Source organism: Eubacterium sp. BIOML-A2 (assembly GCF_009680135.1).
Classification (GTDB): domain Bacteria; phylum Bacillota; class Clostridia; order Lachnospirales; family Lachnospiraceae; genus Faecalicatena; species Faecalicatena contortus_B.
On sequence record NZ_WKZK01000005.1, the window covers coordinates 95510 to 109862 of the forward strand.

The window sequence follows — 14353 nt, forward strand, 5'->3', positions numbered from 1 at the left end:
GTTTAAGACACCACCCTTCTGTGAAATGGCCAGCGGCAGATATTTACAATGATTCTGCACATAGCCGGATAAATAACCATGCAAAGTCTTACGGTTGCCACGGTAGCAATAAGTCCCAGTACAAATATAATTAATCCGGAACCGCAGGTCAAAAGTGCTGTAGGAAGAGCAATCAGCAGCTTTGCCAGGCCGAATACAAAAACAACAATACCGGAAAGCATCAGGGCAACGGAGCCGACAACAAGGCCTGCGAACAATCCAAATGCGGCGCACACGATTCCGATAATCAAAGCTGCAATCCCGATCAGTACAGGGAATGCAAACGGAATCACTACCAGACAAATCAGAATCACCAGTATGATCTTAAGCGTCTTGCTGGTTCTGGGTCTCTCACTACCATCATCATAGTCTGTATAGGAAGATCCTCCATAGGACTCATTCCCGGATGTACTCCGATAGCTGTAACCGCCCTCAGCCTTTTTATAAGTATTCTCTCTTGAGACTGGATTTGTCAAGGGGAGAATCTGCATCGCAGCATAAACTGTGAAAAATACTCAAGGCGACAGGAATCAAACTGCCACCTTGAGTTTTCTCACATAATTGTAGTCCGTAGTTGGCCGCATTTTCTGCAAGTGTATCCGCTAAACATTATACACTGTCGGCACTGCTCCATTCGTAGGGTTCAAGTTTCTCCTCACCGCAGGTTTCACATATATACAGAGCGTCTTTTCCTCCTCTGCCATGGGGCACATATTCCACGAAATCCCATTTATGCCCGAGCCTTTCGCATGCGCATCGCCTTATCCGCGAATCGTCAGCCTCATCCCTTATCCGTTCCAGTTCTTCCTTATCTGTTATGTTCATGGTTGCGGCGACGCGTATATCGCTGTGATCTTTGCTCCATACAATTTCAGACAACAGTTCCTGATTTTTCACCCGTTTGACCGCCGCAGTGTGTAGTTTTATAGGCAAAGCCTCATCTGCAGCCATTTTATCCAGAATGTCTATATCTTGGATTCTTTTGACTGCATCTATTTTCAGATCGAGAGGTACTTCCGGGATCTCTAATATTTTCTTCAGGTGTGCTGCCTTTTCAATATGATTGATGGCACTGCTTCTGACGTATGAATTCTTCGCTTCAAGAACGATTTTCAGAAAATCGTCCTCATCGGTCAGGCATGAAAACAGCTTTCCTCTATACCAGTCCAATGCCCTGATATCATCAACATCCAGCAGGAGAAGTGTTCTCAGACATTCATTCGCATCAAATGGAAGCTCTTTGCCCGCAACATCGCTTATCCGACGAACCGCAGCGGTTCTCACAGATGATAGAGGCGCAGAAAGGACAATCCTGTTCAGCTTTGTAATATCATTAATCTTCTGAAAAGAAAGAATGGCCTTGTTTTTCTTGCTTTCGTCTTTCGTTTTCCAAATTGGCTCAAACAATCCCATATGACCACCGCCCTCAGCCAACTACCTTAATCTATCGCATATAAAGCTTATATCCGCACTTCTTACAGATACGGTATCTGTCTTTCCTGTATGCATGTGCCGCAAGGTCATCATCGCCTTTGGGGCCCATGTCGACGATTTCGACGGATTCATCTCCAAATTCATGCGGCGTTCCGTCCGGACAGTACTCCTTTTCATGACGCTCTTTCGCCTGGCGTTCCCTTTTGCGGAGTTCGCCATTTGCCGTATAAGAAAACTCTTCTATTTCGCAAAGCTTTTTTAAAAATGCATCATCGGAGATTTCCGCGAGCGCCCATTGGCACTGACCCTTGATTCTCTTGTTTTTCACCAAGTCGATCACCTGATCTTCCGTGAGACAGGTCATCATCGCCTTTGCCGTTCCCTTGCTGTATGTCTTGGAGCCTTTTTTCTCAAGATATCTACAGAACAAATCCGGAACTTTATCCCTGTTTTCGGGATTTTGAACTATAGAAATGATTTCTTTTCTTGAACGATCCAATAAATCCTTGCTTTCCGTAGTATCTGTGCTTATTATGCGCTGCTTATAGGGAACGGCTTCCGTGTACCCACAGGATACGCAGTGTTTTTCATGCTTGTCAGGCAGCAGCTCAAATTGGTGTCTGACCTTTGTCTTCCCGCATCTTGCGCAGCGAACTGTACAGGCAAATTCCGTCTTTTCCCACTGATGCCCGTTTTCCGAGCAGATTATACTGGCAGGCTTCTCGGGCACTTCTTTTTCACTGATCTTTTTGTGAATCCAAAACGAAAGTAAAATAATGATCGACGAAAATACCGCCCAAACGACAAGTATTCCAAGCCCTATGTTCAAATCCAACTTGATTGTGACAAAAGCAATTGCAAGCATTCCGCCTATCAAGCTAAAGACAGGCAATAAAACTGATATTGCTTTTAATTTCGTTTTCGTTCCAATCAATACGCATAGCACTGCCAACGCAAAACAACATAGATACAGCAGAATATAATGCGCGTTCGTCAGTCCAGCTAAGAATTGTGTGACAGTATTCATAAAAAACCTTCTTTCTTTGCCATCCGCATATATCTCAGAGGTGTGCCGGCAAGATATAAAGCACCGGGAGCGGAAAGCATATCTTTACCTCTTACCACTTGGCTCTATGCCAGGGAATATGAATACCCAACTTGAAGTACTCGGTTTTCCACTTGTTGGTATGCTGAAAATCCTTTTCTCCATCAAGCATATTACATCTCGATAACGGCTTTATACGAACGTCGATGCTGTTTGGTTTCATGCAGACGGGGCATAACCTGAACTTGTCGCCTTCTATCGGATTTCTGGAGACAGCAATCTCCCACGCAGGCTCATTCGGGAATCCCGCTGTTGTCGCCGGATGCTCTATGCACCCGCAGGTGTAGTCACCCTTCTCCACCCACGAATCACGAAGCTCACTCTCGAAGTATCCGGCGTATCTGACTGTCTGCCCGCACTTCTTGCAGCGGAAAATCAGGAACTCGTCCTTGTCAAGGCCATCAAACTGCAGCTCAAGCTTTCTGAGTCGTGCGCTTTCTGCGACGGCATCTTTAGAGTTGCGCCACAGTTTGCATGCTTCTACAAGCTTGTCGATTATCTCGGTGTCGGTTATTTCTGAAATAATGGCGGGAACGACCTTTCTGGCATGCGTGTCATCTGTGAAATCAAAGTTCTCCAAGAGCTCCTTCATCGTCCAGTGTCTTACTTTCTGGTTGATATCGACGCCGGATGTCTCGACAGTCTCATACAGTAAATTCAGGAAATTCAATTGCGTCCCGGCCTTCTCTTTTGCTTCTTGACTTGCAGCTTTTTCGACAATTTCGGCGAGTAGATTTCTGTTTGATATCTTTTCCGCCGCCCGCCCTGCGTTAACTACGTTTCCGCAGGCGATCTCCTTCAGCGTATTTTGATCTGTGATGTTATCTATCGCCGCCCAACTGGCATATTTGTCGCCGAATAAGGCCGTTTCCCTTAACTGCGCCGGATCCTTCATCTGGTAAACAGCTATCATTCTGACGTCGGGGAGCGGCGCTTCCAAAGCAATCCGCCTCAGTTCTTTCTCATTCGTGACCTTGCGCACCGCCTCTACGGCCTTGATCTGTTTGCTTCGGTCGTTTGTTTTCCATTTCGGTGAAAACAATCCCATGTTTATATCCTCCGATTTGCGTTTATCGCCTATAAGAATCTGTCCATTCTTTTCCGCAGTATTTGCAGCGATATAGGCTCGTCACATCGCAGATTTCATAATCCTGTTCGTATTCGTACTGAGTATCAACAATCTCAAAGCTGTGCAGCTCGAACCTCTCGCAATACGATCTGCGCTTCTCGGGATCAGTAACTCTGCCAAGCGCACACCTTGCAAATTCGTTTTTTGGGTTTCTTTCCAACTCTCGTTCTCCGTACTCGACAAGGAACTCCTGATCGTCCACCTTTTCGAGCGCCCGCTTTCTTATCCGACTATTGATATCGGAGTCCAAGAAGACTGCCCTAGGAGAAACACCACATTTATCAAACCATAGTGCGACAGCCTCGTTTATGTAATCTTGTGGCATCCCCCTGTTAGTCTCGGAATCTTCTATCAGTCTTTTGATAATACTTGCATCGCCAATCTCTTTCAGCCTCTCCCACGCAAGGCTTGCCATCTTGTTATGCATCGGGCGTCCGCAGCGATATCTTTGGTCTATCCGATCCATTTGTTCGCGAGAAAGATATGTGCCCCCTCTTTCGTAGGCAATCTTGCGTTCTGATTCTAATCGTTGGTCAGTATCGTCAAAAACCATTTGTGGTTTGGCAATCATGCGATACAGCAAATCTACGTTTTCAACTTTTTCTACTGCTTGCTCACAATAGTTAATAGCAAGGTCTTCAAGCATCTTCTGATCGGACATGCAATCCACCGCAGCCTGCCTGACTTCTGGAACAGGGGAAAGTAAGGCAGCTTTTCTTAGTTCCTCCAAATTGCCGCCATGCTTCTCAATCCACGACAATGCCTTCCTTGGATCTAAAGACTCCCATTTTGGTGAAAACAATCCCATATCCATAACCTCCGTGATAACTCTTTTAAGGGTTACTTCCTAACCCATAGTGCAGGACGCACACCGACGCCGTGCATGTTGTTCTTGAACCCGTGTCGGTCGTACATTCCATTCTTGTCCACTATCATCGTGTAGCGATTGTCGTCCTCGCTGATCGTCCTAATCCACCAATTGCAGGCATCAGCGTCGTTAAATTTGTGGGTTTCCGGCAAGCGCGACACTGCACAAGCTGTTGGCAGGCATTTTCTCAGATGATTTGAGGGGAGATACAGAAGTACCTCGTCCAGCGATAGCAGAAACACCTTATCTCCTGTTTCTGCATGGGAAATCATTCTGCTTCTCTCGTCATCCGAGAAATGATCGTTTATAAAATCTCCATCAAACTGTATCTCGCCGTTGAGCCAGCCGCGAAGCGTGCTGTTCGCCCATGTGACGTCAAAGGTATCCCAGTCGTTGAACTTCATGTACTCAAGAGCGTATTTGCTTAAGAGAAGCATTTTGTCTTCCTCTTCCACGAGTACAAGCCACTCAATAGGCTGTTGTTCAAGCGGATTAAGTCGCGGCTTTCCATCTACAACACTTATACGCTTCCCGTTTTCATACGCTTCCGGGTCTTGTGGGTATCTTCCGAACTCAGCTTTTGTCATAGGTTATAAACTCCTTGCTTGTTTGACCGCTCTGCAATTACAATGTCGTAATCTGTTATTTCAAGATATTCCTGCGGGTCACCACAGAAATCTCCTCGGCACTCCTTGTGTAGCGCACCACACAAGCGGCAGCGATATAGGGTGACGACGAAATGCTCTACACCTCCGCCGAAAGAGCTGTAATCCATTTCTCCGTAGTCTGTTTCCTGCAGGGCTTCCCAGACATGTTCGTGATCCATATAACCCTTTTTTATCAGTAGCTTCTCAAATTCCTCAATACATCGATTGCAAAGCCCCTTGCTTTTCCCTTCGGCAAGGACGCTGTTTTCCTGCGGTATTCCTGAGAGTTTTATAACGAACCGACCCTTTTTCCCAAGTGTTTGGGTCGCCTTCTCGATAAACCCTGCAACATCGGGATCTGATCCTACCGCAGCCGCATTATTGATTGGGATCTTTTTGATCACGCAGGCATTCTTCGGCCACATCCACAAATCTTCCCCTTTCCTCGATCACCTTCCGGCAAAACTCCCGGATATCCTCTGCTGTCATTCCGGGCAGAATCCCACAGTCGAATGTACGGTAGCTGTATGCGTCGCACTCGCTCGGAGGAAAGCAGTATCCGGTGAGTCGGCAGAACGCAAACGCCGCCATATCGTAATTGGAACTATGAAGCGCCGCTTTTTTCAGCACGTCTGCATCGTCTTCCCGGATGACCTGCTCCTGCAGCACGAAGTATTCCTCATAGTAAGGATCGTTCGGGTCGTCGATGTTCTGATGGGGCTGCGGCAATTCATCCATTCCGTACTTTTCCGCCGCGTACTTCATCATGGACTGGCGGCACGGCTCGTGAGCGTGCGCGATCAGGTATCCGATCAGCGCGCTGTCCTTCTCTCCGTCAAGGTGCATGATATCCTTACGGGAGATAACTCCGCTTTTTATTCTGGTCCAGTTATCGTCTCTGAAAATCTTTACACCCATAATCAAATCTCAGTAACAATACGGCGCTTCCACGGCGTCATATGAACACTTCCAAATTATATTATTTCAAATCAGTCAGCGATCATATCTGATCTTACAGTATTTCGATTTCAGAGAGCTCCTCCCTTTTCAGCTGATGGACCTCTCCGCCCGCGCCCATGGCGTATATGGCAAAATAATCGTCTATCGTAAACGTTTCAATATCGTCGCCCAGATACTGCACTGTCACGTCCAGGGGACGGCGGTCTCCGTAGGGTCCGGCGGCCTCGCCGAGCTTGACGACCGTGAGCTTCTTCATCATCCCAAGACTGGCGTACCCCTTTGTCGAGAACTTGTTCAGGTCTTTTTTCAGCTTCATCACGGGGGGCGCGCCTTTATTTTCGTTCACCGAAAAGAACAGAAATTGGCACGGCGACAGAAAAGCGCTGTTCTGCACCCTGACGGCGCAGTATTTGATTCTTCTGCCCGGTGTGTTGCCGGGATCGACACGGACACTCCTGACCATATTGATTTGGAGCTTTTCCGGGTTCAGAGCTCCGAGTCCCTGATTCTCGGTCGCTCCCAGGAACAGCAATTCGTCGCCCGGAGAGGTCTTGAGCAAAGACTCCCTTCCGAGCGCGTCCTTCAGCACATATCCATTCAGAGCCTTCTCCATGGAGCTCAGATCATGAAGCGTTTGAAAAACGATCTTCCCGGCCGGCTTATACACGAGGGAGTTGCCGATTGCGGTGAATTCTTTTCCGAGACCGTCCGTGATGACCGCCGTCCCTTTCGGCACATAATCCCCGAAAGGATGTTTCCCGTCCAAAATCCGGGATATCGGAACGGACGTCACGGTATTAGGCGTTGTTTTACTTGCGGGCAACACGGTTTCGCTTCGCACAAGGCCAAGCCTCGTGAACGCTTCGATGTATTTGTACTCGTATTCCTCCTCTGTCATGTTGTACTTGAGGATGGCCTGATTGGACCCGATCCTGAGCTTCAGTCCTCTTTTGATTTCGGTTTCTTCAAGATGAATAGCCAGGAATGGTTTATTCTCATCCAATGCAAAGTTGATCTCATTGAGCACATTCTTTCGCGGTGCCGAAGTAGGCGTGATCATAACTACAAAAAGGCTGCATCCATCAAGGGCATCCGCAATCTCATCGGTCCATTCATTTCCCGGAGATATTCCCTCGTCATACCAGACGTGGAAGCCTGCCTCGTTGAATCGCTTGATCTCGGCAAATACACTCTCTTGATCCAGATGCGCATAACTCACGAAGACATATGGCTCCGTTCCCCGATAAGCCGGATAAGGCAAGCGTCCCACCCCCGGCACCAGTTTTGTCTCATCGCATAACGATTTTGCCTTATTTATGAATTCTTCATACTTTCTATCAGGGTTTTGTTCCGCTAATTCTCTGTAGAGCTTCTCTGCATATATGGCTGAACCGAAATCGCCCTTTTCCCCCATGCGCAGGTAGTAGTCGGCGATCTGCTTTTTTATGATCCTCACGTTATCCGCATATCCTTTGTGAGAAGGGGAGCTTAAGGCTAACTCTTCAAAAAGGCGCAATGATTCTTCCTTACTCGTTAATGCCGCGCTTATTGACAGCATGTAAGCATAATCTGATTTGGCACGATTGCGCACCCATCCCAAGCGCAGCTTTGTAAAGGGATTCTCTTCAGCCAGTTTTTCCAGGCGAGAATATGCCGCTTGCAGAGAATCCGGATCGCCTTCGCCTCCAAGCGTATGGAACTCCTTTACCAGGCTTTCTTCCAGCTTTGCGGCTTCTTCTTTCGCCTGATCATCGAGCACGGGGCGACGGATGATCTCTTCATAATCATCCAACATGTTCTCCGTCGCGGTTTTGACCGGCTTGTCTTCCATCATGCTTCTCCTTCCTGTTTCCTGGCGTCAGGCCTGATCTCCCGGAATTCGGTTATGTGTTCGTTATAACGCCAGAAATTGTCTTTTGTGTATCGTTCGGCTTCACTGCCTGGTTTTCCGTATATGATGACGGGACGTCCGAACGGAATCGGATCCCAGTACGGAAGGAACTGAAGCTCACGGTAGCCGATTGCCCATGGGCCGATCGAGGTGACGCTGTCCGGGATCGTAATACTCTGAAGGTTTCCACAGCCGGAAAAAGCCCATGTTTCTATCGTTGTAACGCTGTTTGGAATTTCAATCTCACTCAACGTGCAGTCCAGAAAGGCATCAGCTTCAATTGTCGTTACACTGTCGGAAAGCACAACCTTACCGACCACAGCTTCGAAAAACGACTGACAGCTGATTTTCTTTACGCAGTCGGGGATATACACGACTTCAACATAATCATCCGCTTCGTATTTTGTCAGTGTTCCGTCTTCGATAATAAATATCTGTTCCGCCATGCAATACCCTCCTTTTGTTGTTTATTGTCCGTCTGCCGTTATTTCCTCATACACCCGATAGCGAGGCAGGTCCTCCGGCTTAACCGACTCATACTCCTCCCGCGTCATGTGCCTCAGCGAAATCAAACGCACATGCCCGTCCATCGCCGTCATGGAGGCAAACAGCGCTCCCGTCTGAAATACACGGAATTCTTTGAGAAGCTTGTACCGTCCGGTTGCTTCTTCCTTATAACCCACCAGAGCAATTTCAGGAGAAGCATGCGTAAGAGGAAGCGGCCGCTGCATAATGACCTTTGCCGCACGGATCGCGGCTTTGACCTGCTCGACCGTCGCATCTGTGTTTGAATATTCAAGATCCGTAAGCTGCTGCTCCATAACTGCGCTCCTTTAATCAAGCTTGTAGATTCGAAGCCCGTCAAATTTTTTGATGAGTTTCAGCATACTGTTGAAGGGCTCGTAGTCTTTTTCCCGTTCTTCGAGCGGCAGCGCCGCGTAGTGGGCAACGATCTCCGCTTCTTTCGGGTTTCCGTCCATCGCCAGCTTGTGCATACGAAGCTGCTCACGCAGGGCTTTGCGGGCGGTCTTTTCATCGCCGTACAGGCGAAGTATTTCATCCGAAAGCGATGCCGTTTCATAGAGGTCGCCGCTGATCCAGGCCATGGAGATATGCTCTCTGATCCAGCGTTCATGCTCCATAGGCGCAAACACTTCCATTTGCTTTTTGGTGAAGGCGGAGACCATTTCATAATCTACCGGTCTGTCGGTGTAGAAGCACCCCAGCGCGTCGAGATACCGTGCAAAGCTCTTCGCCTGATTGATGTTGGAAAGCTGATATTCCAAAGAGAGCTCTTCAAATTCCCTTTCCAGCGCCTCTGTTTCGTCGTCTTTCTCCGCACCCTGATAGGAATAGCGCGCATTCAGCGCCACGGCAAAATCATATAAGTGCAGGAAATTGCTCGCGGAGAGATAGGTGTGTTTGCTCTTTCGATCTACTGCACGGGTGCCGGGAACGACCGTGAGGGGAAGGTCCGCAAGTTCTACGATCTTTTCAATATCCGAGGCAAACCGCTGCTCTTTCTCCGCCATATCGCTGTAGGCTTTCAGACGGGGCGCTTTACCCACTTCGCCGTCGTCTTCCCATTTGCGGTACCGGACCTTGAAAGCGTCGATTTTTTCCTGTTCTTCCTTGTCGTAATAATAGATTGCATGGATCGCATTGTTCTTAAAATCAAAATCCGCCGCCATCGGATGCAGCTCGGTACGGGAATTCCTGCCGTAAGCCGTACGGTCCCAGCATTGCAGCTCGTCGCAGAGCATGAGGAGGAACGCCAGCGGATGCTCTTCCATCCGAAGCGGTCGTTTGTAGTTCTTACCGTTAAAGAAGGAAACGGCAAACTTGAACAGGCTGTTGTGCAGCAGGATCGCCGTCAGCGCGTCCACGTGCTTTTCGTTGAGCTTTTCGATCCCGATGGAGTTTTCGATCTCGCGGTAGAGCCGCGTTGCGCTGAAATACGCGTGGTCCATGAAATAGTTGAAGGTATTCGGCGCGATGGGCTTGTCGTGAATCTTGCCGAGCATATAGTCTTCCGTAAAGTCATACGCCGCGCCGAGCTTCTCGGTGACGCCGAAGGCAAAAAGCTCTTCCGTGGTTTCAAAAGGGCGTCCGTAAATCTTTATAAACTGCTCCTTTGCCTGCTCTCCCAGCTTTGTAATCGCGTCCACGTCCCGATAGGCGAGAAACAGGCTGCCATCGCCGCGCTTCCCGCCCGCCACCTCGTAGTAAGAGAGCACTTGCTCAAACGGAAGCTCAAAGGGATAGCCGATATCGTGGAACAAAGACGTCAGCCCCCAGTATTCGAGGAAGCAGCCCGCCGCCGTATGGTCGGCAGCCGTGTCTGTCTCGTCCGTGTCAAAGCCGTAGAAGCGCTCGAAGCTTGTGCGGAAAGCCTCGTTGGACTCGTAGATCGCCAGTCCCAGCGCAAAGACGTAGACCGAATGGGAGTAGTGGTCGCGGTGCTTCATCAAAAGAGAGCTGCCGTTGGACTCGAACTCAGACAGAAGCTCCACCATCTTTTTCGATTTGCCGTAATGTCCGAAGAACATTTCCAGGTAGCAGTAGTAAACGGTATAGGCGTCCTCCGCCACGCCGGAATCGATGAACTTTTCAAGCTCCCGTTCCAGGCAAAGACGGTTCAAGTCCATCTGCATATTGTACGGGATCTGTCCCGGCATCAAACTTGTGCCGAGATAGTCATTTTCTTCTTCTGCGCGAAATCCGAGTCCCTCGCACCTTGCGTGCAGGAACTTGAGCGCCATCGCCTTGAGTCCGTGATCCACGGTGTCATAGTGCCGCTCCGGCTGGATCGGGCCGACGCCTTTCCCAAACGCTTTCTCGTTCCTGTTTTTCATCTGTTGCAAAGCCATATATGCCATACTTTGTTTCCTTTCTCCTCATAAATGACTATCTCTTCTGTAGTTTTGAAGCTTCCGAAGGTGTCATATAGGTATACCCATAGGGATTTGGTTGATTTTTGTAGTATTCGACCAACAATGTACTTCCGGACTTTTTTCCAAACGCTCCGATCATACTGCATCCACTTACTACAACAATTAAACCGAGTATAAATGCAATAAGCCCATGCCTCTCGAACAAAGCATCTCCCGCAATCACAAATACAGCTATACATGCCGCAAATATAATCAGACTGATGATAAATTTTCGCAATCTTTCTTTATTCTTTCTGCAGTTTTTGCATACAAAGCCACTGTGCTTCGTTACATCTTTATACAGCGTGGTACGGACAACATCTTTTTCATACATACCGGTTCTTACCGAAACAGAAGAATTAACTTTTCTCGCAGTATAGTAAAAAAACTCATCTCCACCGGGATTTCCGCATAGTTTGCACGGGTAATGTGCAGATTCCTTCGTCATTTCAATACCTCCATAATACTTCATCATTTCAAAAACCTGTGGTGCATCTTACCTCCCATCAGCGGCAGATTGTTGTCATACAATAACTGTTGTGCTTCTATCACTGATTTACGATGATGTAAACAGTAAGCGATGACAGCATCTCTTTTGACACGGGGATGTAAAGCTGTAACACGGGCAATCTTTAAGAGCTGCTGCGCGTCATCCGTATCCATTTCAAAGCCAAACGCAAGTTGAAGTACCGTGTCACGTGATGGATTTCGTGCTCCGGAAAACAGCCGGTGACCAAATGAAGATTCTAAGTTACTGCGTTTTATAATGTTCTCGGGCTTTTCTTGTCTTTCCTTGCATAGTTGCGAGATAAATTCAGAAAATGCAAGCATTTCGCAAATATCGCCAGTTTTCTCCAGATAGTCCCCAACGGAAGAAGATTTGAAAAGCCGCGCCCACAACTCCTGGGTTGATATTCTCACTGATTTTCCTTCCATTGGATTTACCTCCGAGTTCTTTGCCGGTCGCGCATTTCTTCCTGCAAGCTTTGTGTTTGTTTTTTCCGGATTCGTCTGGGATCGCCCGGCTTTTCGGCGTCCGCCGGTATCGCCCATGAACGTCCGAACCGCTCCACGTCGGGGATGCGCCCCTCAGTGACATACTGATTGACGCGGCGTTCGGATACGCCCCATTTATAGGATGTTTCCCGGATGGAAAGATAGCCCTTCATGGTTTTACCTCGCTGACAGGTTCATACAAAAATACATTCTACATTATATACGAATATCAGAAGGTTTTCAAGAGGGGGAGCGGCGGTTTTCACCGCTCCCATCCACGATCTTTGTTTTTCTTGCGCTGGGGGAGTTCCTGCTTCTCGGTTCTTTGCTTTTCGTATTCTTTTCTTCGCAGGCGTTCCCGGATGGATCGGGGCTCCTCCTCGCCCAGCAGCTCCGCCACCTCCCGCTTTGCGCCAATCATCGTCCAGAAGTCATATTTGTCCCCGTAAGCAGCCTGCACTCGGCTTTCTGCGGAGGCTTCCTTTTGCGGGCGAATTTCAAGCTGCGCCATGGCAAGCTCGTCGGGATCGAAGTCTGACGCCTGGGTTTTCAGCTCCGCATATTCCGCAAGGGCGGCGTTCAGCTCGGTGGTGTATTTCTTCTCCTGCTGTTCCAACCTTGCAAGATTGGCCTCCATAGCGGAAATGTCCTTTCTCACTGTGGAAAGGCCGGTATCCTCCGCATAGTCCATCATGGCAAGGAGCTGCTTTTTCTCGGAACGCAGCTCTTCCAACTCCTCCGTCAGCTCCGCAATGCGGCGGGAGAGTTCCCGGTGCTTTAAGATATTGAGCATTGGCGTTGCCTTCTTCTCGGAAAGCAGGGTATTACGCTCCTTGCTCTTTTCCTTGATTCTCCCGGCAATTTGGGTATAGCGCTCCAACTCAGGCTTCATCACATCAAGGTTATTTGTCAGCCTGCGTTTACCCGTCAGGATATAGCCAAGCTGATACTTGAAAATAATCATATTTTCCCGCACGGATTCCATGGCTTCCGCAAGAGCGGGGATGGTGTTTTTGACGGCATCCAGCAGTTTTTTGACCTGCGCCTTGATCTCCAGCAGCAGGGCATTATCCCGCTTGATCTGACGGTTCAGTTCACAGCGGTCGGATACGACGCCTTTTGCCTCCAGCGCACGGGCGGCCACGCCTTCGTGTACCGTAGGCTGCTCGTCAAGGCCACGGGCGGCATGGCTCCGATGATTCACACGCTCGTCAAAGCCGTATCGTTCCAAAGAACGGTTGACGGCGTCTGCCCAGGCTTCCCGCCAAAAAACAAGCTGTTCCTCGCTGTTCCAGCGATCTGAGATGGGGTTCTGCCTGCCGTATTTGGTGCTTTTGGGGTGCTTGGAGATGCGCTCATAGCCCTTGGCCTCCGCTTCGGAAGGAGCCAAATATTCCTTCTTTCTTCCGACCTTGTATTGGTACTGCTTCTCCCAACCTTCGATCTGTGCCTCTTTGAACTCGGCGGCGGTAAAGCCTCGCTCTTCGCCGTCCCGAACGCAAAGATATTCTTTTTCGGTTTTGTATTGCCAGGTGCCGTCCGGGTTCAGAGGACGGACCGTCAACAGGATATGAGCGTGGGGATTGTGGCCGGGCGGATCGGGATCGTGGATCGCCACGTCCGCACACATGCCATCGGAGACAAAGCTGTCCTTAATGAAATCGGTCAGCAGTTCTTTCCATTGCTCCGGCGTCAGCTCGATAGGCAGAGCCGACACGAACTCACGTGCCAGACGGCTGTCTTTCGTCTTTTCATTTTCCTCCACGGTGTTCCAAAGAACAGCCCGGTCTTCCCACTCTTGGGGAGCGTATTCCGGCAGGAATACCTGCTCCCAGACAAGGCCGCCCTTGCGGGTGTAATCGTGCTGTACGCCGTCATAATCGTTGTAGATAGCGGAACAGCTTAGATAGGCGGAAGCCGCGCAGGCGGAGCGACCCGCGCCACGGCTTACGACCTTTGCTTCCAGGTGATAGATCGCCATAATCTTTCACTTCCTTTCTGCCCCCTGCAAGGGGCGGTTTTGTTTCTTTTGCCGAGACAAAAGAAAATGGACGGTGCCGTGGATGCATCGTCCATAACTGCGGCAAAGCTGCCGGTGGCAGGTTTTCGCAGGCGGGTGGCAGGTTGTCCCGGAAGAGGACAACGGTTTGCAGCGAAGAGGCAAACAAGGCGAAAGCCGTCTGCCAGCCGCACAGACAATGACGGCGGTTTGCAAAACTGCGGCATTGTCTGCCCCCTCTGGAGAAGCATCCGGCGGATGCTTCGGGAAGAGCGCACGGCCCGACCAACGGGAGGGATACCACCGCTGCCCTTCGGGCAGTGGTGAGTAAGTGCGCCCTTCGGGATAAAAA

The 14353-nt window shown here is 49.3% G+C and carries 17 protein-coding genes; 1 reads left to right on the forward strand and 16 read right to left on the reverse strand.

All coding sequences use genetic code 11. From position 1 onward, the window contains the following. Positions 1–2 precede the first annotated feature (2 nt). From GKG43_RS03290 to mobQ, 16 genes are all read right to left on the reverse strand, one after another. Positions 3–515: a hypothetical protein gene (locus GKG43_RS03290; protein WP_193763652.1), complete on the reverse strand. Its 513-nt coding sequence runs from the start codon at positions 513–515 to the stop codon at positions 3–5. 133 nt (positions 516–648) lie between these two features. After that, on the reverse strand, positions 649–1452 hold the full coding sequence (locus GKG43_RS03295; RefSeq protein ID WP_129878531.1) for a hypothetical protein: 804 nt from the start codon (positions 1450–1452) through the stop codon (positions 649–651). 31 nt (positions 1453–1483) lie between these two features. Next, positions 1484–2500: a hypothetical protein gene (locus GKG43_RS03300; RefSeq protein ID WP_129878533.1), complete on the reverse strand. Its 1017-nt coding sequence runs from the start codon at positions 2498–2500 to the stop codon at positions 1484–1486. Positions 2501–2591: 91 nt separating this feature from the next. Continuing rightward, positions 2592–3626, reverse strand: coding sequence for a hypothetical protein (locus GKG43_RS03305; protein WP_129878535.1), 1035 nt, complete (start codon positions 3624–3626; stop codon positions 2592–2594). A gap of 22 nt (positions 3627–3648) precedes the next feature. Further along, on the reverse strand, positions 3649–4515 hold the full coding sequence (locus GKG43_RS03310) for a hypothetical protein (RefSeq protein WP_129878537.1): 867 nt from the start codon (positions 4513–4515) through the stop codon (positions 3649–3651). Between the two features lie 32 nt (positions 4516–4547). Next, the gene (locus GKG43_RS03315; RefSeq protein ID WP_129878539.1) at positions 4548–5162 is read right to left on the reverse strand and encodes a DUF6273 domain-containing protein; all 615 of its coding nucleotides are present in this window, start codon (positions 5160–5162) and stop codon (positions 4548–4550) included. Beyond that, positions 5159–5647 (reverse strand): hypothetical protein, encoded by a 489-nt coding sequence (locus GKG43_RS03320; protein ID WP_129878541.1) that lies wholly within the window; start codon positions 5645–5647, stop codon positions 5159–5161. The genes GKG43_RS03315 and GKG43_RS03320 overlap by 4 nt, the downstream gene beginning before the upstream one ends. After that, on the reverse strand, positions 5601–6140 hold the full coding sequence (locus tag GKG43_RS03325) for a hypothetical protein (RefSeq protein ID WP_129878543.1): 540 nt from the start codon (positions 6138–6140) through the stop codon (positions 5601–5603). The genes GKG43_RS03320 and GKG43_RS03325 overlap by 47 nt, the downstream gene beginning before the upstream one ends. 94 nt (positions 6141–6234) lie before the next feature. Continuing rightward, the gene (locus GKG43_RS03330; RefSeq protein ID WP_129878545.1) at positions 6235–8016 is read right to left on the reverse strand and encodes a toll/interleukin-1 receptor domain-containing protein; all 1782 of its coding nucleotides are present in this window, start codon (positions 8014–8016) and stop codon (positions 6235–6237) included. After that, positions 8013–8519, reverse strand: coding sequence for a leucine-rich repeat domain-containing protein (locus GKG43_RS03335; RefSeq protein WP_129878547.1), 507 nt, complete (start codon positions 8517–8519; stop codon positions 8013–8015). Before GKG43_RS03335 ends, GKG43_RS03330 begins: the two co-directional genes overlap by 4 nt. A 21-nt stretch (positions 8520–8540) precedes the next feature. Continuing rightward, a complete protein-coding gene (locus GKG43_RS03340; protein ID WP_129878549.1) occupies positions 8541–8894 on the reverse strand; it encodes a hypothetical protein in 354 nt (117 codons plus the stop codon). A 12-nt stretch (positions 8895–8906) separates the two neighbouring features. Beyond that, on the reverse strand, positions 8907–10952 hold the full coding sequence (locus GKG43_RS03345; protein WP_129878551.1) for a hypothetical protein: 2046 nt from the start codon (positions 10950–10952) through the stop codon (positions 8907–8909). A gap of 28 nt (positions 10953–10980) precedes the next feature. After that, a complete protein-coding gene (locus GKG43_RS03350) occupies positions 10981–11454 on the reverse strand; it encodes a hypothetical protein (protein WP_129878553.1) in 474 nt (157 codons plus the stop codon). A gap of 23 nt (positions 11455–11477) precedes the next feature. Continuing rightward, positions 11478–11942: a hypothetical protein gene (locus GKG43_RS03355; protein ID WP_129878555.1), complete on the reverse strand. Its 465-nt coding sequence runs from the start codon at positions 11940–11942 to the stop codon at positions 11478–11480. Between the two features lie 5 nt (positions 11943–11947). After that, positions 11948–12175: a DNA-binding protein gene (locus tag GKG43_RS03360; protein ID WP_129878557.1), complete on the reverse strand. Its 228-nt coding sequence runs from the start codon at positions 12173–12175 to the stop codon at positions 11948–11950. 89 nt (positions 12176–12264) lie between these two features. Next, entirely contained in the window at positions 12265–13983 is a 1719-nt protein-coding gene (gene mobQ / locus GKG43_RS03365) for a MobQ family relaxase (RefSeq protein WP_129878559.1), read from the reverse strand. Between the two features lie 48 nt (positions 13984–14031). On the opposite strand from mobQ, the gene GKG43_RS03370 reads away from it, so the two are divergent. Continuing rightward, positions 14032–14328: a hypothetical protein gene (locus tag GKG43_RS03370; RefSeq protein WP_154253247.1), complete on the forward strand. Its 297-nt coding sequence runs from the start codon at positions 14032–14034 to the stop codon at positions 14326–14328. Positions 14329–14353: the final 25 nt, after the last annotated feature.